15 protein-coding genes are annotated in these 24,625 nt (G+C 63.4%); 9 read left to right on the top strand and 6 right to left on the bottom strand.

Annotated elements, in window-relative coordinates:
• The first annotated feature begins 98 nt into the window (after window positions 1–98).
• The 8 genes from ACILSQ_RS29050 to ACILSQ_RS29015 all read left to right on the top strand — a co-directional run bounded on the left by ACILSQ_RS29050 (window position 99) and on the right by ACILSQ_RS29015 (window position 13,025).
• Window positions 99–3,506, top strand: coding sequence for a DUF2126 domain-containing protein (locus ACILSQ_RS29050; protein WP_395747205.1), 3,408 nt, complete (start codon window positions 99–101; stop codon window positions 3,504–3,506).
• Between the two features lie 387 nt (window positions 3,507–3,893).
• Window positions 3,894–6,572, top strand: a complete 2,679-nt coding sequence (locus tag ACILSQ_RS29045; RefSeq protein WP_395747204.1) for a circularly permuted type 2 ATP-grasp protein — start codon at window positions 3,894–3,896, stop codon at window positions 6,570–6,572.
• Window positions 6,572–7,450 (top strand): transglutaminase N-terminal domain-containing protein, encoded by an 879-nt coding sequence (locus tag ACILSQ_RS29040; protein ID WP_395747203.1) that lies wholly within the window; start codon window positions 6,572–6,574, stop codon window positions 7,448–7,450. The genes ACILSQ_RS29045 and ACILSQ_RS29040 overlap by 1 nt, the downstream gene beginning before the upstream one ends.
• Before the next feature lie 161 nt (window positions 7,451–7,611).
• A complete protein-coding gene (locus ACILSQ_RS29035; RefSeq protein WP_395747202.1) occupies window positions 7,612–9,093 on the top strand; it encodes a circularly permuted type 2 ATP-grasp protein in 1,482 nt (493 codons plus the stop codon).
• Between the two features lie 9 nt (window positions 9,094–9,102).
• On the top strand, window positions 9,103–10,158 hold the full coding sequence (locus tag ACILSQ_RS29030) for an alpha-E domain-containing protein (RefSeq protein ID WP_395747201.1): 1,056 nt from the start codon (window positions 9,103–9,105) through the stop codon (window positions 10,156–10,158).
• 31 nt (window positions 10,159–10,189) lie between these two features.
• On the top strand, window positions 10,190–11,038 hold the full coding sequence (locus ACILSQ_RS29025) for a transglutaminase domain-containing protein (protein ID WP_395747200.1): 849 nt from the start codon (window positions 10,190–10,192) through the stop codon (window positions 11,036–11,038).
• Between the two features lie 326 nt (window positions 11,039–11,364).
• Window positions 11,365–11,886, top strand: coding sequence for a 5-(carboxyamino)imidazole ribonucleotide mutase (gene purE, locus ACILSQ_RS29020; RefSeq protein ID WP_395747199.1), 522 nt, complete (start codon window positions 11,365–11,367; stop codon window positions 11,884–11,886).
• Window positions 11,883–13,025 (top strand): 5-(carboxyamino)imidazole ribonucleotide synthase, encoded by a 1,143-nt coding sequence (locus ACILSQ_RS29015; protein ID WP_395747198.1) that lies wholly within the window; start codon window positions 11,883–11,885, stop codon window positions 13,023–13,025. The genes purE and ACILSQ_RS29015 overlap by 4 nt, the downstream gene beginning before the upstream one ends.
• 162 nt (window positions 13,026–13,187) lie before the next feature.
• On the opposite strand, the gene ACILSQ_RS29010 is transcribed toward ACILSQ_RS29015, so the two are convergent.
• The 5 genes from ACILSQ_RS29010 to ACILSQ_RS28990 form a co-directional block, all read right to left on the bottom strand.
• Complete coding sequence (locus ACILSQ_RS29010; RefSeq protein ID WP_395747197.1) at window positions 13,188–16,451, bottom strand: M56 family metallopeptidase; 3,264 nt, start codon at window positions 16,449–16,451, stop codon at window positions 13,188–13,190.
• On the bottom strand, window positions 16,448–16,834 hold the full coding sequence (locus ACILSQ_RS29005; RefSeq protein WP_395747196.1) for a BlaI/MecI/CopY family transcriptional regulator: 387 nt from the start codon (window positions 16,832–16,834) through the stop codon (window positions 16,448–16,450). Before ACILSQ_RS29005 ends, ACILSQ_RS29010 begins: the two co-directional genes overlap by 4 nt.
• Before the next feature lie 290 nt (window positions 16,835–17,124).
• Window positions 17,125–17,757, bottom strand: coding sequence for an ACP phosphodiesterase (locus tag ACILSQ_RS29000; protein WP_395747195.1), 633 nt, complete (start codon window positions 17,755–17,757; stop codon window positions 17,125–17,127).
• Between the two features lie 56 nt (window positions 17,758–17,813).
• A complete protein-coding gene (locus ACILSQ_RS28995; protein WP_395747194.1) occupies window positions 17,814–18,407 on the bottom strand; it encodes a YfbM family protein in 594 nt (197 codons plus the stop codon).
• A gap of 24 nt (window positions 18,408–18,431) precedes the next feature.
• Window positions 18,432–19,610 carry a Gfo/Idh/MocA family protein gene (locus ACILSQ_RS28990; protein WP_395747193.1) on the bottom strand — a complete coding sequence of 393 codons (1,179 nt, stop codon included), beginning with the start codon at window positions 19,608–19,610 and terminating at the stop codon, window positions 18,432–18,434.
• 147 nt (window positions 19,611–19,757) lie between these two features.
• Between ACILSQ_RS28990 and ACILSQ_RS28985 the strand changes: the two genes are divergently transcribed.
• The gene (locus ACILSQ_RS28985) at window positions 19,758–22,388 is read left to right on the top strand and encodes a protein kinase domain-containing protein (protein WP_395747192.1); all 2,631 of its coding nucleotides are present in this window, start codon (window positions 19,758–19,760) and stop codon (window positions 22,386–22,388) included.
• A gap of 957 nt (window positions 22,389–23,345) precedes the next feature.
• On the opposite strand, the gene ACILSQ_RS28980 is transcribed toward ACILSQ_RS28985, so the two are convergent.
• A complete protein-coding gene (locus ACILSQ_RS28980) occupies window positions 23,346–23,930 on the bottom strand; it encodes a hypothetical protein (RefSeq protein ID WP_395747191.1) in 585 nt (194 codons plus the stop codon).
• Window positions 23,931–24,625: the final 695 nt, after the last annotated feature.

Raw genomic sequence — 24,625 nt, 5'->3', positions numbered from 1 at the left:
AGCGCAGTTTTCCGGTGCCCGGAACCAAGATTGGCCGTGAACCTGCTAAATCCCATCCCGCCAGACTTAGAGTCCCGGCCGATTTCCCAGCCACCCGCATGTCCATCCACGTCGCCCTTCACCACCGCACCAGCTACCGCTATGAGCGCCCCGTCGAGCTGGGCCCCCAGATCGTACGGCTGCGTCCCGCCCCTCATTCCCGCACGCGCATCCTCAGCTACTCGCTCAAAGTCACCCCCCAGAAGCATTTCCTGAACTGGCAGCAGGACCCTCAGTCAAACTACCTCGCCCGCCTCGTCTTCCCGGAAAAGACCACCGAGTTCTCCATCGAGGTGGACGTCGTGGCGGAAATGACCGTCTTCAATCCCTTCGACTTCTTCCTGGAGCCCGAGGGCGAAAACTTCCCCTTCAGCTACGATCACGCCCTCGATCACGAGCTCGCCCCCTTCCTGAAGCGCGCCGCGCTCACCCCGAAGTTCACCGAATACTTCACGGCTTTGGAGGGTGAGCTCCTCGCCATGACGCCCTGGCCCCCGCGCACCATCGATGTCCTCGTGGCCATCAATCAGCGCCTCTGGAAGGACATCGGCTACACCATCCGCATGGAGCCCGGCGTCCAGACGCCCGAGGAGACCCTCACCACCCGCACCGGCTCCTGTCGAGACACCTCCTGGCTCATGGTCCAGCTCATGCGCCGCCTCGGCATCGCCGCGCGTTTCGTCAGCGGCTACCTCATTCAACTCAAGCCGGACGTGAAGTCTCTCGACGGCCCCAGCGGCACCGAGGTCGATTTCACCGACCTCCATGCCTGGTGCGAAGTTTATCTCCCCGGCGCAGGCTGGGTCGGCCTGGACCCCACCTCCGGCCTCTTCGCCGGAGAGGGTCACATCCCCCTCGCCGCCACGCCAGACCCCCAGAGCGCCGCGCCCATCAGCGGCACGATCGGGGAGAAATGCGAAACCAAGTTCGACTTCGACATGAAGGTTACTCGCATCTTCGAGTCCCCCCGTGTCACCAAGCCCTACACCCCGGAGCAGTGGGCGGAGATCGAGGCCCTCGGCCACGCCCTGGACCGGGAACTCGAGGCCAATGATGTCCGCCTGACCATGGGCGGAGAGCCGACCTTCGTCTCCATCGACGATCCCGAGGCCCCCGAGTGGAACACCACCGCCGTCGGCCCCAAAAAGGCCCTGCTCTCAGACGAGCTCATCAAGCGCCTCAAAGACCGCTTCGCCCCCGGTGCCTTCCTCCATTACGGCCAGGGCAAATGGTATCCCGGTGAGTCGCTCCCCCGCTGGTCCTACGGCTGCCACTGGCGCAAAGACGGCCAGCCCCTCTGGGCGCACCCGCATCTCTACGCCGACATGCAGACAGACTACGGCGTCAATGAGACCCACTCCGCCCGCTTCATTCACGCCCTGGCCGAGCGACTCGGCTGCGGCGGCAAGTGGGTGATGCCCACGTACGAAGACGCCTTCTACTACCTCTGGCGCGAGCGCAAACTGCCCGTGAACGTGGACCCCCATAAATCCAACCTCAAAGACAAAGAAGAGCGCACCCGCCTCGCCAAAGTCTTCGAGGAAGGGCTCGACAAAATCATCGGCCACGTCCTGCCCCTCAAACCTGTGGACAGTGGCTGGGCCACCGGCCCCTGGTTTCTGCGCGCCGAGCGCTGCTACCTCGTGCCCGGAGATTCGCCCATCGGACTGCGTCTCCCGCTTGATTCCCACCCCTGGGTCAAGGCCACTGACTTCCCCTATCACCACGAGCAGGACCCCATGGAGGACCGCGATCCGCTCCCCTCGCGCCAGCAGTTTGTGCGCGGCATCGCCGGCATCCCGCCCTCTTTCTGGAAAAGGTTCGCTCATCGCCCGGACCCCTCGGGCGCCGAAGGACTTGGCGCAGAAAACGAAGATCTGGAGAAGGAAGAGCACAAATTCGGCATCGACCCCGCCGCGCAGCCGCCCGCTCTCGGCCAGTCCGCCGATCAGATCGTCCGCACCGCCCTCTGCGTGCAGCCGCGCGACGGCAAGCTCTTTATCTTCATGCCCCCCACCAAGACGCTGGAGGAGTACCTCTCCGCCCTCGGTGCCGTGGAGGATGTGGCCGTAGCGCTGGATCAACCCGTCGTCATCGAAGGCTACCCGCCGCCCTTCGACCCGCGCCTCCATGTCCTCAAGGTCACTCCCGACCCCGGCGTCATCGAGGTGAACGTGCATCCCGCCAAGAGCTGGGATGAAATGGTGAATATCACCGAGTCGCTCTATGAAGTAGCCCGTCAGACCCGTCTGGGCACCGAGAAGTTCATGGTCGATGGCCGCCACACCGGCACCGGCGGTGGCAATCACATCGTCATGGGCGCGGAAGCTCCCAAGGACAGCCCCTTCCTCCGCCGCCCGGATCTCCTGCGCAGCCTCATCTCCTACTGGCAGAATCACCCCTCGCTCTCCTTCATGTTTGCCGGCCTCTTCATCGGCCCCACCAGCCAGAGCCCGCGCATCGACGAAGCCCGCAACGACTCCCTCTACGAGCTCGAAGTCGCCTTCAAGGCCGCCTCAGATTCCGTCCTCAAAGGCGGTGAGGTGCCCCCATGGCTCGTGGACCGCCTCTACCGCAATCTCCTCATCGACTCCACCGGCAACACCCACCGCGCCGAGTTCTGCATTGATAAACTCTTCTCTCCAGACAGCAGCACCGGCCGCCTCGGCCTTCTGGAAATGCGCGGCTTTGAAATGCCCCCGCATCCCCACATGAGCCTCGCCCAGGCCCTCATGCTCCGCACCCTCATCGCCCGCTTCTGGAAGGAGCCCTACGAGGCCCCCCTCGTGCGCTGGGGCACCGACATTCACGACCGCTGGATGCTCCCGCACTTCAATTGGAGCGACATCGAAGACATCTGTGAAGACACCCGGCAGGCCGGCTACGAACTCAAGCCCGAGTGGTTCGCCCCGCACTACGAGTTCCGCTATCCCCTCAGCGGCGACTGGGCCACGCGCAATGTGAACGTCGAAATCCGCCAGGCCCTCGAGCCCTGGCACGTCCTCGGCGAAGACGCCGGTGCCGGCGGCGCCGTCCGCTACGTGGACTCCTCCCTCGAGCGCATCCAGATCAAAGCCCAGGGCCTCATCGAAGGCCGCTACGCCATCACCTGCAACGGCCGCACCGTACCCATGCACCCCACCGGCACCAATGGCGAATATGTCGCCGGCGTGCGCTATCGCGCCTGGCAGCCGCCAAACTGCCTGCAGCCCACCGTCGGCGTTCATTCACCGCTGGTGATTGATCTCGTGGACCAGTGGAACCAGCGCTCCCTCGGCGGCTGCACCTACCATGTCGCCCACCCCGGCGGCCTCAGTTACGAAACCTTCCCCGTCAATTCCTACGAAGCCGAAAGCCGCCGCTACGCCCGCTTCTTCCGCCACGGACACACCCCCGGAAAAATCAAAGCCGCCCCCGCCACCCCCAACCCCGAATTCCCCTTCACCCTCGACCTCCGCCACGCCTGAATAGAGCCACCGCATGCGCGCCAGCGTCCTGGAACCGAAGCGAAGCGGAGGTAGACAGCCGCAGGCTGCCCGAAGGGTGAGCGAAGCGAATCAATGCGGTCGCGAAGATGCAAGACGCAAGTCTTGCATCGCAGCTACCGCTTTCGCAGGCTCTAAAAACGTCTTTGCCACTCATCGCGCCGTCTGCCACACATTGTAGCCGCCCGGGGTGACATATCGTCGCCCAACCAGCACGCGTCCCCACGCATCATCCCAGCGCATCCGGTCGCCCAGCGCACCGCACGCACCCCAAGCACCGCAGCATAAGTATTGTAGTACCTGCTTTAGCAGGTTCCGGACGCACCACCCAGCGCCCGCAATCCCCATCCCCAATTCATGGCATAAACCTTGCGTCCACCCGACAAATCGGATGCACTGGCGGGATCGGTTCCTACTGTCGGCACCATCCGTCCAGCCACCTCCGACCACGCATTGATTTTCCAATCTCAAAGATCCTCCACCGTCGCCGCCTCTCCCGTCCCCCAGCGGGCCGTGGGTCCGCATTTGGACGGTGCCGCACCCGGCGGCGGCCACTATGACGAGCTGCATGACGCCTCCGGCAAGGTGCGCCCGCACTACGAGCCCGTCATGGCCGATCTCCTGCGCCGTGACACCGCCGGCGTCAAACGTCTCGCGGACACCGCCCGCCGCCTCCTCGCGGAGCGCGGCGTCACCTTCAACATCTACGATGAAAAGGGCCTCGACACCCCCTGGCACATGGACCCCGTGCCCTTTGTCATCTCCGCCGCCGAATGGGAGGGCATTGAAAAAGCCCTCATCCAGCGTGCCACCCTGCTCAACGCCATCCTCACCGACAGCTACGGCCCGCAGCAGCTCATCCGCGATGGCAGCATGCCGGCCGCGCTCGTCCTGGCGCAGTCCTCCTACCTCCGCCCCTGTCATGGCATCAAGGTGCCGGATGCCAAGCCCCTCCAGGTCTATGGCGCGGATCTCGCCCGCTCTCCAGACGGCCAGTGGTGGGTCGTTTCAGACCGCACCCAGATCCCCACCGGCGCCGGTTACGCCCTGGAAAACCGCCTCATCACCTCCCGCCTCCTGCCCGAGGTGTTTCGCGATGCGCGCGTACGCCGTCTCGCCGGCTTCTTCCGCCAGATGCAGCAGTCTCTCGCGGCGCTCGCCCCACGCCGGGTGGAGGAGCCCCGCGTCGTCCTTCTCACCCCCGGCCCCTACAACGAAACCTACTTTGAGCAGGCCTACCTCGCCCGCTATCTCGGCTACACCTTGGTGGAGGGTGAAGACCTCACCGTGCGCGATGACCGCGTCTATCTGAAGACCCTCAGCGGCCTTGAGCCCGTGGACGTCATTCTGCGCCGTGTGGATGACGATTTCTGCGATCCCCTGGAACTCCGCAACGACTCCATGCTCGGCGTTCCCGGCCTCGTGCGCGCCGTCCGTGCTGGAAACGTGGCGCTCGGAAACGCCCTCGGCTCCGGCCTCGCCGAAGCCCCCGCGCTCATGGCCTTCCTCCCCGGCCTCTGCCGCAAACTCCTCGGCTCAGACCTCCTCATGCCCTCCGTGGCCACCTGGTGGTGCGGCCAGGAGCGCCCTCGTCACGAGGTGGAGCAGAACCTCGGCCGCCTCGTCATCAAAAACGCCTTCCGCGTGCGCCGGCGCGAGGTGTTCTTCGGCAGCCGCCTCAGCGGCGCGGAGCGCGCCGCCCTCGCCGAACGCATGCGTTTTGCGCCAGACCGCTGGGTGGCGCAGGAAAAGATCACCTTCTCCACCGCCCCCGTCTGGGACGATGGCCGCCTCGTGCACAAGCCCGTCAGCGTGCGCGTCTATCTCGTCGCCACCGCGGACGGCTACATGGTCATGCCCGGCGCCCTCACCCGCGTCGCCGCCACGCTGGATTCCCCCCAGGTCTCCATGCAGAAAGGCGGCACCAGCAAGGACACCTGGGTCCTCAGCGAGGGGCCGGTGGAAAACGTCACCCTCCTTTCCAACACCAGCACCCCGGTGGAGCTCCGCCGCACCGGGCACAATCTCGGCAGCCGTGTCGCCAATCACCTCTACTGGCTCGGCCGCTACGCTGAGCGCGCGGAGTCCAGCGCCCGCCTGCTGCGCTCCACCCTCCTGCGCTGCTCCCCGGAAAGCGGCATGAGCGAAACACCCCTCCTGCTCCCGCTGCTTGAGGCCCTCAAGAGCCTCACCGTTCTCGATGACGTCCCTGATGCCGCCGCCCTCGCCTCCCAGCAGGAGCAGCTCGAAGCCCGCCTCCTTGAAGCCGTCTTCGACGCCGATCACCCCACCAGCATCCGCTCCTGCGTCGCCCACATCCAGCGCATCGGTGTCCTCCTGCGCGACCGCATTTCCGTCGATACCTGGCGCGTCATCAGCCAGCTTGGAGATGCCCTCGACGCCTACGACAACACTCCCAGCGTCACTCCCATGTCGGACGCGCTGAACGTCCTCACCCGCATCATTCTCGAGCTCGCCTCCTTCCACGGTCTCGCCAAGGAAAACATGACCCGCGCCCAGGGCTGGATGTTCCTCGACATGGGCCACCGCATCGAGCGCACCGTTTACATCTGCGAGCTCCTCCGCGCCGGCCTCCGCAGCGCTGATGCCGAAAACCCCAGCCTGCTCGAAGCCATCCTCGAAGTCGGAGACAGCACCATCACTTACCGCAACCGTTACAGCCTCCTCCCCCAGCTCGCCGCCGTGTATGATCTGCTCATGCTTGACGAGCTCAACCCCCGCGGCCTGCGCTTCCAGTTCGAGCGCATCCGCCAGCAGTTCGAGCACCTGCCCCACGAGCAAACCTCCGCCCTCCTCACGCCCGCCATGCGCGTGTTCCTGGAAAACAGCACCCGCCTCCAGCTCTGCGATCCCACCGAGCTCGCCCGCGTCGAGCCCGGCACCTGGGCGCAGACCCAGGTGGCCCGGCTGCTCACCCAGCTCATCGAGGCCATGCCCGTGCTCAATGACGCCCTCACCGCCGGTTACTTCGCCCACTCCACCATCAGCAGCAGCGAGGGCGCGCCTGCTGAATCAGCGACCACGTGATGAACTACCGCATCACCCATCGCACCACCTATCATTACAGCTCGCCCGTGGCGGTCTCCCACCATGCCGCGCGCCTGCGTCCGCGCGACACCGACACCCAGCGCTGCCTTGAGTTCAGCCTCAGCTTCGATCCGGAGCCCGATCTGCTCACCGAGCACACCGACTCCTTTGGCAACCAGGTCTCCTGCTTCTCCGTGCAGAAGCTGCACACTCACTTTGAGGTCATCTCCCGCAGCTTCGTCTCCCTCATGCCCGTGCTGCAGCCGGATCCTTTGCAAACACCGCCCTGGGAAGCCGTCGCCGCCATGTTCCGCGACCCCGTCCCCGTGGACCTGCTCGATCCCTGCCAGTTCGCCTTCGGCAGCCCCCTGCTGGTCCCGGAAATGCCTCTGCGTGACTTTGCCCTGCCCAGCTTTACCAAAGGCCGTCCCATTCTCGCCGCCACCGCGGATCTCTGCCGTCGCATCCACCGCGAGTTTGCCTTCGATCCGAAGGCCACCACCATCAGCACCCCGCTCAATGAGGTGCTGGAAAAAAAGCGCGGTGTCTGCCAGGACTTCGCCCACCTCGCCATCGCCAGCCTCCGCGCCATGGGCCTGCCCGCCCGCTACATCAGCGGCTACCTGCGCACCCATCCGCCTGCCGGCAAACCGCGCCTGCAGGGCGTGGATGCCTCCCACGCCTGGGCCTCCTCCTTCGTCCCCGGCTTTGGCTGGGTGGATTTTGATCCCACCAACAACTGCTTCACTTCGCTGGATCACATCACCGTCGCCACCGGCCGCGACTTCTCCGATGTCAGCCCCGTCCGCGGCATCATCACCGGCGGCGGCAGACACACCGTCGGCGTCGGGGTGGACGTTGAACCTGTTGGCTCTTAGCAACCGCACACATCCGGCATCTCCCCGACCGTTCGATAAAAAGTACTCACCGGCCATGACCCCGGTGCCTCTCCCAAAACCACCGTCAACAACGGTCAACCACCGTCAACAACCGTAAACTTCCCAACCCTGGCACACCCCCTGCTTAGCCTCATTATCCCATGTCGTCACTGTTTAACGACTACCAACCAGAGAGCTTCTTCGACGAGGTGTTTTCCAAAAACGGAAAGGCACGTCCTCACTACGGAGCCATGCTTGATAGTGTAGGCTCCCTCACCCCCTCCGAATACTCCGCGCGCCAGAAGGCCGTGGACGCCGCCTTCCTCCGCCAGGGCGTCACCTTCACCGTCTATGGCGATGATCAGGGCACCGAGCGCATCTTCCCCTTCGATCTCATGCCGCGCATCATCCCGCAGCGTGAATGGGAGACCGTGGAGGCCGGCCTCATCCAGCGCATCACCGCGCTGAATCTCTTCCTCAACGACATCTACCACGGCCAGAAGATCATCTCTGACAAAGCCGTCCCCGCCGAGCTCGTCCTCTCCGCCTCCCACTACCGCCCCGAGTTCCGCGGCATCAAGGTGCCCCACGGCATCTACATCCACATCTGCGGCACCGACCTCGTGCGCGATGGCAAGGGCGACTACTACGTGCTCGAAGACAACGGCCGCTGCCCCTCCGGCGCCTCCTACATGCTGGAGAACCGCAACGCCATGAAGCGCGCCTTTCCCGGCCTTCTCCAGTCCCTGCCCGTCCGCCCCGTGGACGCCTACGGCTCCATGCTGCGGGAGACCCTCGCCCACCTCGCCCCGGGCAGTGTCATTGATCCGACCATCGTCGTCCTCACTCCCGGCATCTACAACAGCGCCTACTTTGAGCACTGCTACCTCGCCAAGCAGATGGGCGTCCCCATCGTCGAAGGCCGTGACCTCATCATCCGCAACGATCGCGTCTTCATGCGCACGACGAAGGGCCTGGAGCAGGTCCACGTCATTTACCGCCGCATCGACGACGACTTCCTCGACCCCCTCGTCTTCCGCAAAGACTCCCTCCTCGGCGTCCCCGGCATCATCAATGCCTATCGCAAAGGCAACGTCGCCCTCGCCAACTCCATCGGCACCGGCGTCGCAGACGACAAGGCCGTTTACGCCCTCGTCCCGAAGATGATCAAATACTACCTCGATCAGGACCCCATCCTGCCGAATGTGCCCACTCACCTCGGCGTCGATGAAAAGGAGTGCGCCTACATCCTCGACAACCTCGACAAGCTCGTCGTCAAAGCCGTCAACGAATCCGGCGGCTACGGCATGCTCATGGGTCCGCACGCTTCCAAAAAGGAGCGCGCCGAATTTGGCGAGCGCATCAAGAAGAACCCGCGCAACTACATCGCCCAGCCCGTCTTGCAGCTCTCCCGCCACCCCGTCTTTGTGGACGACCATTTCGAAGGCCGTCACATCGACCTCCGGCCCTACGTGCTCTGTGGCGACCGCGTGCGCGTCGTCCCCGGCGGTCTCACCCGCGTCGCGTTGAAAAAAGGCTCCCTCGTCGTGAACTCCTCCCAGGGCGGCGGCAGCAAGGACACCTGGGTGCTGTGGGATGATCCCCTCGACATGCCTGCAGACGAAACCTCACCCGCCGCCTGATCACACGCCATGCTTAGCCGAGTCGCAGACAGCATTTACTGGATGGCACGCTACGTCGAGCGTGCGGAAAACCTCTCACGCCTCCTGCTTTCCACCCAGGATCTCCTCCTTGATGCCGGTTCCGACGGTGTCGATGAGGCCCAGTTCTGGCAGCCCCTCCTCGCCACCACGGGCGATGAAGAGGCCTACTTCACCCACCACAAAAAAATCAAAGGCAAGGACGTCACCGAGTTCCTCGCCCTCCGCGCGGACAATCCCAACTCCATGCTCAACAGCATCCGCGCCGCCCGTGAAAACGCGCGCACCGTGCGGGACCAGATCTCCGACGAAATCTGGGAGTCCTTGAACTCCCTGCGCCTCTTCGTCGAGTCCGCAGAGGGCAAGACCATGCACCGCACCCAGAGCGCTGCCTACTACGAGCGCGTCCTGCGCGGCTCCTATCAGTTCCAGGGCATCGCGGACTCCACCACCCCCCGCGGTGAAATCTGGCACTTCCTCCGCCTCGGCACCTGCCTGGAGCGGGCGGACAAAATGTCCCGCCTGCTGGACACCTGCTCCAGCCTCTCCCTGGAGCTCCCGCCGCACGCGCAGGCGCGTCCTCTCCGCTGGGCCGCCCTCCTCCGCTCCTGCTCCGCCTGGCACGCCTTTCAGGCCCAGTGCAGCAAGCTCGATCCCACCCAGATCATCGAGTACCTCCTTTTGGACGAAACCTTCCCCCGCTCCATCGCCTGCTGCGTGGCGGAGGCGCAGACCGCGCTCCAGGCCCTCTGCGCCGGCGCTGGTCTCCAGGGCATGCCCGCCCCCCTCCGCCATGTCGGCCGCCTCCGCGCGGATCTCGCCTACACCACCGTCGAGGAGGTCCTCGCCACCGGCCTCCACGAGTACATCGATGACCTCCAGACCCGCCTCAATCAGATCGGCGAGGCCATCTTCCAGACCTTCGTGCTTCATGCGGACCTCACCATGCCTCCGGACGATTCATCGCCGGACAGCGCTCCAGGAGCGTATCATGCGCATGCCGGCGAAGACATGCACATTCAGCAGCAGCAACAACAGCAGCAGTAATCACGCGTAGTCGTCTCCTGCCGTTCCAGCCATGCGTTTCCGAGTTTTCCACCGCACGCGTTACGTGTACCGCGCCGCGGTACGCGACAGCTACAATGAAGTGCGCCTCCGTCCCGTCACGGACGACAAGTCACGCCTCGAGTTCTTCCTCCTCAACGTCAAGCCCCCGGCGCGGCTCCAGCACTTCCGCGACAACTGGCTCAACTACGTCCACTACTTCGACGTCACCGAGCCCCACACCGACCTCGTCATCGAGTCGCAATCGACCATCAACACCACCAACCCCTACAAGGACGGCCGCCCCCTCGGCGTCCGTTTTGAGGCCCTCAAAACCGAGACGGACGAAATGGTCTCACCCTTCCTCGGAGACAGCCACTACGTCTCCGTCACCCCCGAAGTCTGGCGCCTCGGCATCGACATCCGCAACGACAGCGACGACATCTTCGCCACCGCCGAGGCCGTCATGCAGCACATCTACCGCGAGTGGACCTACCTGCCCAACAGCACCACCGCCTCCACCCACATGAGCGAGGTCCTGGAAAAGAAACACGGCGTCTGCCAGGACTTCGCCCACCTCATGATCGGCATCTGCCGTTCCCTCCGCATTCCCGCCCGCTACGTCAGCGGCTATCTCTACAACGGCCCCGACTCCCACCTCCGCGGCGCCCAGGCCTCACACGCCTGGTGTGAGGTACACATCCCCGGCAAAGGCTGGTTCGGCCTCGATCCCACCAACGCCACCCTCGCCGACGAGCGCCACATCAAGATCGCCACCGGCCGTGACTACCAGGACGCCGCCCCCGTCTCCGGCCACTTCGACGGCCCCCCCGGCGCCACCTCCGCCCTCCACGTCGAGCTCGAGGTCAAACGCCTCGACTGACCACCGCCTCCATCCCACCCTCGCCGCAGTTCCCCTTTCCCCATTCAATGAGCCTGCCGCCTCGCATGCCGTGATCGGTTGAAAACAGGGCTGAGTCTCCGCATCGAATTCATCACCGGCTGGAGCGCCACCTTGTTCGAGAACAACGTTGCGGGTGCCAGCTTCATCAGGCACATCGCGCTCAAGGGGCCAGAGCCTCGCATGAAATGAACGGTTAAAACTCTCCGTTCCGGCCCACGTTTCGGAACGCCCATAAAGCCCAAATCTCATCCAGAAAAAATTTGTCCCCGTCCCACCCCCCGCCATCGTGACCCCTCCTTTTCCCGATGAGCACTTCCGCCTCTGCCAAGCCCCTCGTGGGCATCATCATGGGCTCCAGTTCCGACTGGCCCACCCTCCAAAATGCCGCCCAGGTGCTGCAGGAATTTGGTGTCCCCTTTGAAAAGAAAGTCGTCAGCGCTCACCGCACCCCCCAGCTCCTCTACGACTACGCCACCACCGCCTCCCAGCGCGGCCTCAAATGCATCATCGCCGGCGCCGGCGGCGCCGCCCATCTCCCCGGCATGACCGCCAGCATGACCACCATCCCCGTCCTCGGCGTCCCAGTGCAAAGCCGCGCCCTCAGCGGCGTGGACAGCCTCTACTCCATCGTCCAGATGCCCGGCGGCATCCCCGTCGCCACCTTCGCCATCGGCAATGCCGGCGCCCTCAATGCCGGACTCTTCGCCGTCTCCATGCTCGCAGGCGACAGCCCCGGCCTCACCGCCAAGCTCCAGGCCTTCCGCGAGCGCCAGACCCAGAAAGTACTCGAAAGCCAGAAGGAACTCGAAGCCGAACCCAAGGCATGAAGTTCCCCCCACCCTCCACCATCGGCGTCCTCGGCGGCGGCCAGCTCGGCCGCATGCTCGCCCTCGAGGCCCGCCGCGCCGGCCACCGCATCGCCATCTTCACCGATGAACCCCGCGGCTGTCCCGCCGGCCAGTTCGCCGACCTCGAAATCAACGCCCCCTACTCCGACACCGCCTCTTTAGATAGCTTCCTCCAGCAGGTCGATGTCGTCACCGCCGAGTTCGAAAACATCCCCGGCTCCTGCCTCGCCGCCGTCGAATCAGTAAAACCCCTCCGCCCCGGCTCCCGCGCCCTCATCACCACCCAGCACCGCGAGCGCGAAAAAAACTTCCTCCGCGATCAAGGCATCGCCTGCGCCCCCTTCCGCGTCATCGACGACCTCCCAGGACTCGAAGCCGCCGTCGCCGAACTCGGGCGCCCCTGCGTCATCAAAACCGCCGCCTTCGGCTACGACGGCAAAGGCCAGTGCAAAGTCACCGCCGAAACCGATCTCGCCACTGCCTGGAGCACCTTCACCGGCCAGCGCGCCGTCGTCGAGCAGTGGGTCACCTTCGACTGCGAAGTCTCCGTCGTCGGCGCCCGCGGCATCGATGGCACCATGGCCACCCACGGCTGCGTCGAAAACCAGCACACCCATCACATCCTCGACGTCACCATCGCCCCCGCCCGCGTCGATCCCAAAATCACCGAACAAGCCATCGCCCTCTGGCAGGCCGTCGCCGAAGGTCTCGACTACGTCGGCACCATGGCCGTCGAAATGTTCGTCACCACTGACGGCAAAGTCATCGTCAACGAGATCGCCCCCCGCCCTCACAACAGCGGCCACTACACCATCGACGCCTGCCGCACCAATCAGTTCCAGCAGCAGCACCGCGCCATCTGCGGCCTCCCCCTCGGCGATGCCACCCAGCACACCCCGGCGGTGATGATCAATCTCCTCGGAGACATCTGGCCCGCCCCCCTCGTCCACCCCGACTGGTCCCCCGTCCTCAATCACCCCCGCGCCAAGCTCCACCTCTACGGCAAACGCGAAGCCCGCCCCCGCCGAAAAATGGGCCACTTCACCGTCCTCGGAGATACCATCGAGAAAGCGCTCGAAGACGCCCTCGCCATCCGCAAAGCGTTGGGGATCGGCTAGAGCGTTTGAAATCACTCGGCGTCCGATAAATCCAAAGCAGCAGCCAGAGTTGTTGAATCAAAAACTCTGCCCCCTCTGCCTCTCCGCCCCTCTGCGGCAAAGCCGAACGTCCTTGGAGTCGTCTTCCCTCACTCCAAACCTCCGGCTTCTCCGGCGCATCTTCTACCCCTTCCGCTCCAGCTTGATCACCACACTCTCTTCCTGCTGCTTCGCCGGATAAAGCGCCGTCTCAAACGGCTCATACCCCTCCGCCTCAATCCGCAGCTTGTGGTCATAGCGCATCCACCACGCTTCAGAGGTGAACACCCCGTCGCTGAAACTTCGCCTGCCTGCCTTGTCCCAGTAGATGTCCGGACTCCGCGTGTCGCCTCGTGTCACTTGAAACGCCTTCACAGGCTCGCCACTTCGGGCATCCAGCACCTTGCCCACAAACCGCACCGCCGGCCGGAACACAATCGTCTGCTCCTCATCACTCGCGGAGATGCGCACATCCCGCAGCGCTCCCATCCCGCCTACGATGTCCCACTGCACCTCGTCCACCGGCGCCCCGTTCCATTCGCAGCGCCCTTCCGCATCCGTGACCGCCTCGAACCACAGCGTCCGCTTGTCCTGCCAGCGGTTCGCGGACAGCCGCGCGTCCGGCAGGGGCGCTCCTTTCTCGTCCACCAGGCGCAGTCGCAGCGGGCGGCTCCGGGCCAGCTTCACGTCCTGCATTCCCGTCTTGCCCGTCGTCACCGTCACTGAGTGCATCTGCGGTTGGAAACCAGCCGCCTCAAAGGTCATCCAATCGGTGGGAGACTTTTGCAGCCGCACCCGGTAGCGCCCCTCCGCATCCGTCTTCGCATTCGGCTCCTCAAAACGTCCCCAGCGGTCGTCGCCAATCGTCACTCCGCACCCCGCCACCGGTTTCCCAGCTTCATCAGTCACGAGCCCTCGCATCTCGATCAGTTCACTGTCCTTCAGCACCACCTTGCTCTTGCCATCATGCAGCGCCTCATAGTTCTGGCCCGTGGCGCTGCGGTAGTCCATCGCCACCCGTTTGTGGTCCGGATGCTCCACAAAGATCATCGCCCCGCTCAGGTCATCCTCATAGCCCTTCAGCTTCCAGCGCCCGCTTGCGTCGGTCTTTGTTCGGTAGCCGCTGTCATGTACATCCGCAAACACATTCCAGCTCGTCGCACCTCCCCGGTGCAGCACCATCACCTCCACGCCCTCCAGCGGCTCATCCTTCTCATTCACCACGATTCCTCCAAGCGCTTTGCCCTGCGGAGTCAGCTTCACCTCATACGACTCCGGCAGCTTCAGCGGGTCACCATAGCGCCGCCACTGCACCATCTGCATCACATAGCCGGCCTTCAGGCCCCATAGCCGCAGGCTTTTCACCTCCTCCTTCGGCAGCGGCAGGCTCAGCACGCCCCCATGGGAGCTCATCACCTTCTGCCGCTTGCCGCCATTGATCTCATAGTGCACTTCCACATCGGGAATGGGCTTTCTCCCCTTCGCCTCGACAAACCTCAGCTCCAGCGTCTCACCATGCGCCGCCCTCCCGTCAGCCGCCACATACGCGGCCGCGCTCGGCTCCGGTGCATCTGTCAGCTGATACCCAACTCCTCGAGTCGTCTCCAGCAGGCTGATCTCATTCTCATACGCGGTCGTCTTGCCCTCGCTGCCTGAAGTGTAGCTCCAGCTCCAGATTATCGGGAAGTTCATGCCATCCTCCATCTGCTGCCACACCTTCGCTTCCCACACGAGTGAAACAGTATCCGTACGCCCTGGAAACCCCATGCGGTACAGCGCTATCCAGCCACGCGCCAGATCGATCTCCCACCGCGCCAGCTCGCCCGAATGCGTGCTCCGCCGTTCCACAATCAGCCGCCCCTCCTTCTCTTCCACCGTGCTTTGGTCAAAACCGAAGTTTTTGAAACCGCTCTCACGCATCCGGCGCAGGCACACCATGAGCAGGCTTTCCTGGTTTTGCTTCCACGGTGAAAAGAACATCGCATTCGGATCCCGGCTCTCGCGAAGCGTCTTCACGTCGTCCCCGTCATACCTCCAGCCTTTCTGACCGTTGGTGGCTTCGGTTTCATTTTCGATGTACCACGGTGAAGCTCCATTCGTCCACGGCGTCACATGCGGCCGGTATTCCACGCGGGATCTCTGCCCCATCTCATTCACCCAGGCCTCGATCACGCTCGGCTGCGGACTGCTCACCGTCTTCGGCCCCGGCCCCGCGATCGTCCATGACTGCTTCATTTTCAGGTGCACGCCGGTCTGCTTCGCCAGCCGGTCCTCCAGCAGATTCAGGCCGCGCTCCACCCATTCCTTTTCCGTCGGCGTCAGCGGGCCTGTCGGTTCAGGCATCTGCACCTGCCGCACCTCCACCCCTGCCGCCACCACCGCCGCCAGGCCCAGCATCGCGATCCCCCAGCGGCCCTTCTTGCCAAACCGGCTGCGCATTCCCACCCCGCTCAGAATCGACTCCACCCGCTGCCGGATGTCGCTGCGTCCCAGCATCGGCACTCCCGCAGAAGGCCGCCTCACCCCACCACCCGAAGCGATCTCCACCAGCACCTGTGCATAATCTGTCGCCGCAATGTCATGTCCCAGCGCCGTCTCGTCCGCGCTGCGCTCAGCTTCCGCCGTCATCTGTTTCAGCGCCACCCAGCACAGCGGATTCCACCACAGCATGCAGGCGCTCGCCCACCCCAGCCACTGCCATGCCCCGTCTCTCCTCTCATGGTGCGCCATCTCATGCAGGCACACAGCGCGGATCTTCGTCTCCGGCCACTCCTCCGCCTCGCTTGGCAGCCAGATTTGCGCCCTGCGCCAGCCCGTCACCACCGGAGACTTCAGCCCCCGCACCAGCCGCCAGCCCTGCTCCCCACGCACACCTTCCGCATGGTGCCGCAGCCACCAGTGACCGCACAGCGCACGCAGCACCCGCAGCCCCAACAGCAGCCCCGCCACACCCCACCAGCCACGGAACACCCAGTGCTCCACACGAGAAAGCCAAGGCGTCCGCATCCGCGCCAGCGGCACCGCCGGCGTCGCCGCCAGCGTAAAGCCCGCACTCCGCTCCGGGCGGAACACCTCCGGTGCCACCTCTCTCGGCCACTCCTGCACCACATTCAGCCGCGTGGCCGTCGCCACCACCGCCTGCATTTCCGCGCCACCGCCCGCCGCCACCTGCACCCGCCACGAGTCCAGCGCCATCGGCACAAACGGCCACACCAGCAGGCTCACCAGCCCTACCAGGCACGCACGCCACGCCCACAGCCGGAACAGCGCCGCACGCTGCCGCAGACACATCGTCAGCGCACCCGCCAGCAGCACGATCCCGCTGCTCTTCAGCGCTGTGATCATGAGAAACGTCAGCGCCGGATAAGAAAGTCCGCCCAGCAGCCAGGAGTCGAGAATCGTCTTCATTTCTCACGCGCCTCCTGGATGAGTTTCATGAGCTGGTCCGCATCCTCTTTCGACAGCTTCGACCTCCGGTCCCCCAGCAGCGCCATCGCCGCCGCCCCCACCGAGTTCGAGAAAAAGTCCCGCACCATCTGGTGCAGCGCCCGCGCCCGCGCCTTCTCCGGCGCCAGCGGCAGCGTAAACTCATCCGTGCGTCCCTGCAGCGTCTTCACCAGCAGCCCCTTCTCCACCAGCAGCCTCAGGATCGACCTCACCGCCGAATACGTCGGCGCATCAGCCATGTCCTCCTCGATCTCCCGCGCCGTCGCCCGGCCCCGCCGCATCACAATTTCCAGCACCTGCCGCTCACGTCGGCTCACATTTTTGGAAGCAAGATTGTCCCACATAGATGTGCTGATAATTCAACACATCCGCCTCCCGTCAACCATTATGTGTTGAAATATCAACACATAAAATCCCACCGCCAATCCTCCCTCCTCAGCTCCAAAAGCGCATCAAAGCCCTCCCATAACTATCAGATCCCACCTCCGTCATTAGTGTTCCATTAGTGTCCGATTAGTGGTTCAAAATCCGGCCTCCCTCACTTCTTTCCTCCTCAAACGACGCCATGTCTGCCACGCCTCCTCACCCGCAGGATCGGCCCCTCGAAAATCAAAAATCGATTGCTCTTCAATCGTCAATCCTCCGGTTCCCCAGCGCCTCCCCATCCCCCCTGACCAAACAAACACTCCCGCCTCACCTCCGGAAAAAACGCCTCAAAGTCCTCCCGGAACCCCTCATACTGCTCCTCCAGCACTGCCACCGCCGCTGCCAGATCAAACGGCCTCCGCAGCCTCCTGCTCATCCGCCTCAGCGTCGTCTCAATCCCCGGCAGCGTTGCATAAGACCCCAGCCAGTCTCCCGCCCGCATGTGTTCCAGCACCTCCCACGCCTGCGCCGGCACGCTCTCCCGCACCGCTTCCACCGACTCATAAAACCCTCCGATGAACTCCCCCAGCGGCAGTGCCTCCGCACAGTGCCCGCACCACCCCGCTGCCAGGAAGTGATCATAAAACACATCCGTCAGCACCGCCCCATACCTTCGGAACGGCCTCTCAAACCTCCGCACACTCCTTCTCACCACCGGATGCGCATCCGTAAACGCATCAATCCTCCGATGCCGCTCAATCCCCCTCTGAAACCCCTCCCCCAGCCCCGCCATCTCCCACGGCCTCAACCAGTCCGGCAGCAAATTCCCCACCCGAAACTCCACCTCCGCCTCCGACAAATAAAGATGCGCCAGCCAGTTCATGCCAAAACAGTGCCTCATTTCTCCCCCAAAATCGAGCTTCCGTTAGGGGTCTGATCTGAGTCCTCTCCATCCCCTCAGCTAATATAAACCAGCAGCGACAGATTTTTCCCCGCCGCCTCCGTAACGAACTCGATCGTGTTGTTCAGCCCTTCCGCAAAGTAAGCCCATTCGTCCTCAAGGTGCGCGCCGTCTCCCCAGATGCTTGGATAGATCTCCATCTTCTCCATCAGCGCCGGCTTAAACCGCCCTCGCAGAGCAGCCCTGTCCAGGTTCGCTAAAAATCCCGCGATCTGTTTCACCTCCGCCGCGGTAAACGATCTGGCAGGACCGTATCCCATGTCAGCATCTCCCACCGGTTCTCCGCACGATACCAAAAAACCTGCGGGAAAGCCTCCCTCCCAGGCAAAGCCCGTGAAGAGAAAATGCAAGGCATGCCAGGTCTTGTCGATGTCGAGAGTGTCCTCTTCAGCGATGAGCTTGATCGCTATTTTTTCTGCCTTCGTATCCTCGGCATTCTTCCGTCCGAACAAGCGGGCAAAGAACCCCGGCTTCTCCTCCGTCATCTTTCCCCAGTCAGGATACAGCAGCTCATAAATTCTCTCGGGCTCCTCATGCAGCAGCACCCGGACATCGTCCGGGATGCGCGCGAGATGCCCGATCATGCTCATAACAGAAGGTGCTTTCGTCAGTTTCTACACCTTCACCCACTTCCCCGTCTCCGTACTCTCCAGCATCGCCTCGCACAGCCGGATCTCGTGGTGCCCGTCCTCCGCCGTCGCAAACAGCACCGGCGTCTGCTTCCCGCTGGCGATGTGCTCATACACCGCGCGATACTGCATCTTGTGCGCATCGCTGAAGCCCTCCGCATGTCCCGGCGGATAGTCCGTGTAGTTCGCCACATCCTCCAGAAACCCCGGCGTCCCGCGGTGCATGATCTGGTTCGGCTCATCACGTCGTCCCACCAGAAGCTCATTCGGCTGATCCAGGCTCCAGCGCACGCTCCCCTTCGTCCCATACACGCCAAAGCTCAGGCTGCACTTCCACCCCGCCGCCACCTGTGAGATGAACGCATTCGCATGCACCCCGTCTGCAAAGCCATGCTTCGCCTTGCCAAACTTGAGCAGCACGCTCCCGAAGTCCTCCGTGTCCACCTTGTAGTCCACCATCTTTTTGGGGTCCACCTTCGCAAACGTCTGCACCTCGCCCTTCGGCCGCTTGCGCGTCTTGTGAAACGTCTCGACGTGCGCAAACACGCTCTGCGTCTTCGCCCCCAGCACGAATCCCACCGCATCGATCCAGTGCGTCCCTACATCCCCCACCGCGCGCAGCTTGCCGCCCTCGCTCGCCAGCACCCGCCAGTTGTAGTCCGTCTCATACATCAGCCAGTCTTGGAAAAAATGGCCCTGCACGTGCATGATCTTGCCCAGATCACCCCGCGCCACCATCGCCCGCATCTGCAGAATCGCCGGGAAAAAGCGGCACATGTAGTTCACCGCAAACACCGGGCCCTTCTTCCCGCCCTTGCGCACCGCATCCACCACCAGCTGCGTGTCCTTCGCCGTCATCCCCAGTGGCTTCTCGCAGATCACATGCTTCCCCATCTCCAGCGCATGCAGGCATTGCTCCACATGCACCTTGTTCGGGGACGTGATATGCACCACGTCGATGTTCGGGCTCGCATACATCGCCTCATAATCGTAGTCCCCGTAGATCTCCGGAATCCCCCACAGGTTCCCCACCTGCCGCGCGCTTTTGGTCGAGCCGCAGATGCCGTTTACCGTCACGCCCAGCCGCTTAAGTGCCTCAATATGAACGGGTCCGATAAAGCCGGTGCCGATCACGCCGGCGCGAAGGTGGTGTAGGGGAGTCATGAGCCCCCCCAGTGAAGCGTGAGGAACCCGCCGGTCAATCCAGGACTGCGGCGTCTTTAGCGCCGCTTTCGAGGGTCTCAAAGGGGGCCATTCCGGAGACGATTCATTGGATTACTGTGGGTTCTTAAGGATATTGGGCCCCAGTCCATGCCTCCCGACTCCCCCTCCTTCTTTCCCACCGCCCCCGCGGCCCCCCTGGAGGGTGGGATGGACGGCAGCGCCGCCGCTCTGGAAGACGCCGGGGGCCCGCTGGAACCCGGCGATGAAAAACCGGGGGACCTCCTCGGTCCCTACCGCCTCCTTGAAAAGCTCGGCGAGGGCGGCTTTGGGGTGGTCTGGCGGGCGGAGCAGTCCCAGCCGGTGCGGCGGGAGGTGGCGCTGAAGCTGCTGAAGCGCGGCATGGACTCGCGCCAGGTCCTGGGGCGGTTCGAGCAGGAGCGCCGCCTGCTCGCCGCCATGGAGCACCCCGCCATCGCCACCATGCTGGATGCGGGGATGTCGCCGGACGGCCGGCCCTTCTTTGTGATGGAGCTGCTGCGCGGCAGGCCGATCACGGCGTTTTGCGAGGAGCAGCATCTGGGGCTGTTTGAGCGCATCCGGTTGTTTCGGGAGGTCTGCGGCGCCGTGCAGCACGCGCACCAGAAAGGCGTCATCCACCGGGATCTGAAGCCCTCCAACATCCTCGTCACCGAGGTGGACGGCCGCCCGGTGCCCAAGATCATCGACTTCGGCATCGCCAAGGTCCTCGCTCCCGGGGGCATCCAGGCCCTCACCATCGCCACCCAGGCAAACTTCGTCCTCGGCACCCCGCATTACATGTCCCCGGAGCAGATGGAGGACATCGGCAGTGTGGACACCCGCAGCGATGTCTATGCCCTGGGGACCGTGATGTACGAGCTCCTCACCGGCAGCCCGCCCTTTGCGAAGGAGACCCAGCACTGCCACACCCGCCAGGAGCTGTGGCGCGTCATCCGGGATAAAAATCCCCCGCGCCCCTCCACCCGCTTCACCACCCGGACCGTTGCCGCGTCCGTCCCGGTGCCGGAAAGGCGCATGGATGTGTCCAGGCTGCCGGCGGATCTCGACTGGATCGCCCTGCGGGCGCTGGAAAAGGAGCCGCAGCGCCGGTACCAGAGCGCGGCGGAGTTTGCCGCTGATCTTCAATGCTTTCTGGAGGGCGCGCCGGTCTCCGCGCACCCGCCCAGCGCCGCTTACATCGCCTCCCGCTGGGTCAGGCGGCACCGGGTGGCATTTGCTGCGGCTTGCGTCAGCGTGCTGGCACTGGTCACGGGCGCGGGGGTGGCGGTCTGGCAGGCGAAGATCGCCTGGGAGGCGCGGGCGCGGGCGGAGTCGGAGGCCCTGCGCAGCCGTGAGACGTCCAGCTTTCTGACCAGCCTGCTGGGGGAGGTGGCGGATGAGGTGCGCAACGGGAGGAATCCGGAGGCATTGAGGCTGGCGCTCATCACCAGCCAGCAGCGGATTGAGGAGATGCGGCAGGACCCGGATTTGCAGATCGACCTCATGCGCCAGGTGGCGGGGCTGTATGATGCGATGAGCGACCGCAAGCTCTCCCTGGTGGCGCTGCGCAGGTGCGCGCAAATGGCGGCAGCACGGCGCGGGGCGGAGCATCCGGTGGCACGTGAGGCGGCTTTTTTGCACCTCATCATGGAGGTGGATCACGGCACCCGCATCCAGGCGGTGGAGCAGCTCAAGGCGCTGCGCCAGCACATCGAGCAGCATGAGGGGCGCGGCAGCGAGAACTGGTTCCGGGCGCAGAGCCTGCTGGTGCGGGTGTGGATGAAGCTGCGCCGGGGCGGGGAGGCGGCGCAGGCGGCGGCGGAAAGCGTGGCGGAGGCGCGCCGGAGGCAGCTCAGCGGCCTGGCGCTGCACATCATCCTCATGGACAACGCGGCGGCGCTGGAGTCAGCGCGGGAATTTGAGCGCGCGGAGAGGCAGATGGAGGAATGCGCCGCCATGGCGGCGGAGCGCGGGGAGCTGCCCCGGTACCAGCAGGAGCTTGACCGGCGGCGGGTGGAGCTGCAGGTCCATGCGGGGAAGTTTGCCCGTGCGGCGGAGATGCAGGCGGCTGTGGTTCAGCGCATTAAAGCGCAGGCGGACACCCTGATTCTGCCCCATGAGCTCATCTGGCTGGCGGAGATCGAAAACCGCGCCGGACTGCCGGCCCAGGCCATCGCCCACGCGGCGGAGACGGTGTCCCTCGTCCAGGCCCACACCGCGGCCATCGCCACGGACGAGGCGCGTGCCAACACCCTGCGGGAGGACCTGTTCAAGGCCTATGAGGCGCAGGCTGCGGCCCACCGCAGCCTGAAGCAGCCGGATGCCGCCCTCTGCGCGGCCCGGGAGGGCCTGCGGGTGGCCCAGCAGGGCGGGAACGACATTCTCATGACGCGGGCGCTGGCGGCCCTGGCGGGGGCGGAGGAGTCGGCCGGCCACCTGCAGGAGGCCTGGCAGCTTCATCACCAGATTTACGAGGAGCATGCCCAGCACAACGCCAGCTACAAGAACCGGCTGGATGATCTGCGGGAAATGGCCCGCCTCCGGCTGCGCCAGAAGCGTTTTGAGGACGCCCTGGCGCATGCCAGGGACGCCTGGCGGCAGACGCTGGCGGAGCCTTCCTCCCGGCTGGAGCCGGACTACCTGGAATACATGGCCGAGTTTGGGCTCAAGACCTGGAAGGCCGTCCAGGCGGCGGACCCGATGGCGGCGGTGCCGGAGGAAGTGGGGGCCTGGGAGGCGGCGGTGAAGGGGAAGGGGTGAGCGGCTGGCGGGCGATGGATCTTAAGAAATAGGCTTGTTTATTGGCGCGCTGTTTGAATTTCGTGGATTAAGGATAAAGATGAGTACTTGTGTGTCGGATTCGGCAATTCTGCAAGCTGGTTGCGGTTGAGGGGAGGGTTTTAAGTTTAAGGTTTAAAGTTTAAAGTTAAAGTTGTTGGAGAGAGGGGCTGGGCGAGTGAGGGGATGATGGGATGTTCGGTTTTGCCGCCCATTCTTCGCTAAAGCTACGAAGCACCTGAACTCAAGGGGGCTTGATTGTGGGACGGGGGGTAACGTCGAAAGCCCGTGCGAAAAAGGGAGCGCTGTTTTTTGGCAAAGGAATGAAGGGGCAAAGGAATGGCCGGAGATTTGCATCTCAGAGATGGCCTACGGAACAAGCGGAAGACGCGGAAGGTCCGGAGATTTGCACCGCAGATTCGGAGAACGCAGAGATGGGATTTTGAATGTGTTCTCCTGGGGTGGGGGAGCTGGCAGCGGGGAGAGGAGTTTTTAACTGCTGATAGGACGCTGATGAGACGCTGATCAAGGCAACTGAGTGAATCAACCTCGGGTTTGGCAATCGCGCACCAGGGCCGGATCAGGCAGGTGAACCTCAGGGTTTGCCAATCAACAGTTTGGGTTGAGGTGCTTAAAAAATGCCTGGCATGAATGGCACTCGGTTAAGGCAGGGGATCGTGGGTCTTGGGATAGCTGAGACACGCAGGCAGCAAAGGGGTGACGGGTAAACGCTGCTGGTAATCGCGGTGTGTGAAGAAGGCTCTGGGTTTGCTGCCCCGGATTGCTTTGCCTATACCCAGGGCGGCGCTCGCTGAGGCTCGCTTGCCCTGGGCTGCGACAGGCCGCACCTTTGGTGCTCAAAACCGGGATGCTAAGCGGACGATGCCCCGTCTTAATCAAGTGCCATTCATGAGCGGCATCTTTGCTTTTCCTGCTGCTTCAGTCACCGTCCCAGACTTGCCGGAACTCAAGTCCCTTCAAGCCGGACTGCTGGTACATGTAATAAAAATCGTCCGAATCTTCGTGTCCTCTGCTGGCGACATAGATGGCCGATTGTTGATGCTGAGGAATTCGAAACACACTCGAATCGCCAATCAGGCCCGGGAAAAAGGCTGGAACCTTGATGCCCATCTGATGGTCCACCCCGCGCTCCTGCCTCAGAGGAGGACGGGCATTGTAGATCGTATTGGCGTGATCAATGCAATTGTACATCGCAGTGACATTCAGGAGAAAAATTTCTTCTCCCGTGTCATTAAGTCTTGTTTCGAAGACATCCCCGCAAAAGCTCAAAATGCGCCCCAGGGGTCCAAGGTAAACCGTTTTGTTGAAACACAAAATGGAGGGACTGATTTGATAAAAGGGCAGCCCTTTTTTCTCAATATCGGCAAGCTGAAAAGCCGGCACTTTGGCATCACGAGAAACAGCAGGTATTTGATCCAAAAATTCCTCCACAAACAATTCATGGCTGGGTGTCGCGAAGACTCTAGGCCATCCAAGCGTGTGGCTCATTTTGAAAATTTTCATGGCGAAAGGGTAATCGTTGCCGGCCATTTTGGAAGTGCCGAAATGCTCATGGGCGGGGCTGATCCGGACGAAGCTCGTGGCGGGAGGATTTGAAACCCCTGACTGACACTGATGCGGTATCAATCCGTCTTTGGGTTCACCGCAGATTCACCCGAGCGGATTAACCACGGAAAACACGGAATACACGGAACCCGGAGGGGTGGGAGGTGATCCTGGGGACGTGGGGGGAGGAGTGAGTGGGTGCGGGGAGAGGAGATTTTTAAACCGCTGATAGGACGCTGAGGAGACGCTGATCAAGGCACCTGAGTTGATCAGCCAAGGAGCTGAGTGAAGAAGAACATAAACCACGGATGACACGATCAGCACGGATGGAAGATGGAAGGATTGTTCTGCATGCGGTGTGCTGCCGGAGTTTTGCACCGCCCATCCTTCGCTAAAGCTTCCTCCCTTCGCTCTACGAGCTACGTAGGACATGACGGAGGGCAGGCAGAGATTCGGAGAACGCAGAGATGAGATTTTGGATGTGTTCTCGGGGGATGGCCTGCGCGGAAGTTCTGTCAATTATTTGCACCCTGACCCCATTTCCCCCGCAGATTCACCCGAGGGGTTTGAACTGGAACATGGGTTACACTCTGACCGGGAACATAGGTTACACTGCGTGCTCCGCATTTTGAGGTTGTTCCCATCCAGACAGC

The organism is Prosthecobacter sp. (assembly GCF_044227185.1).
In the GTDB taxonomy this organism is placed as follows: domain Bacteria; phylum Verrucomicrobiota; class Verrucomicrobiia; order Verrucomicrobiales; family Verrucomicrobiaceae; genus Prosthecobacter.
The sequence above is the reverse complement of the archived record's forward strand: the minus strand, read 5'-3'. Positions and strand labels throughout refer to the sequence as shown.

Bases quoted from the DNA above. Each gene is read 5' to 3' on its own strand.
- ACILSQ_RS29050 (WP_395747205.1), top strand. From the start codon at position 99: ATGTCCATCCACGTCGCCCTTCACCACCGCACCAGCTACCGCTATGAG.
- ACILSQ_RS29040 (WP_395747203.1), top strand. From the start codon at position 6,572: ATGAACTACCGCATCACCCATCGCACCACCTATCATTACAGCTCGCCC.
- ACILSQ_RS29035 (WP_395747202.1), top strand. From the start codon at position 7,612: ATGTCGTCACTGTTTAACGACTACCAACCAGAGAGCTTCTTCGACGAG.
- ACILSQ_RS29030 (WP_395747201.1), top strand. From the start codon at position 9,103: ATGCTTAGCCGAGTCGCAGACAGCATTTACTGGATGGCACGCTACGTC.
- ACILSQ_RS29025 (WP_395747200.1), top strand. From the start codon at position 10,190: ATGCGTTTCCGAGTTTTCCACCGCACGCGTTACGTGTACCGCGCCGCG.
- purE (WP_395747199.1), top strand. From the start codon at position 11,365: ATGAGCACTTCCGCCTCTGCCAAGCCCCTCGTGGGCATCATCATGGGC.
- ACILSQ_RS29015 (WP_395747198.1), top strand. From the start codon at position 11,883: ATGAAGTTCCCCCCACCCTCCACCATCGGCGTCCTCGGCGGCGGCCAG.
- ACILSQ_RS29010 (WP_395747197.1), bottom strand. From the start codon at position 16,451: ATGAAGACGATTCTCGACTCCTGGCTGCTGGGCGGACTTTCTTATCCG.
- ACILSQ_RS29005 (WP_395747196.1), bottom strand. From the start codon at position 16,834: ATGTGGGACAATCTTGCTTCCAAAAATGTGAGCCGACGTGAGCGGCAG.
- ACILSQ_RS29000 (WP_395747195.1), bottom strand. From the start codon at position 17,757: ATGAGGCACTGTTTTGGCATGAACTGGCTGGCGCATCTTTATTTGTCG.
- ACILSQ_RS28995 (WP_395747194.1), bottom strand. From the start codon at position 18,407: ATGAGCATGATCGGGCATCTCGCGCGCATCCCGGACGATGTCCGGGTG.
- ACILSQ_RS28990 (WP_395747193.1), bottom strand. From the start codon at position 19,610: ATGACTCCCCTACACCACCTTCGCGCCGGCGTGATCGGCACCGGCTTT.
- ACILSQ_RS28985 (WP_395747192.1), top strand. From the start codon at position 19,758: ATGCCTCCCGACTCCCCCTCCTTCTTTCCCACCGCCCCCGCGGCCCCC.
- ACILSQ_RS28980 (WP_395747191.1), bottom strand. From the start codon at position 23,930: ATGAAAATTTTCAAAATGAGCCACACGCTTGGATGGCCTAGAGTCTTC.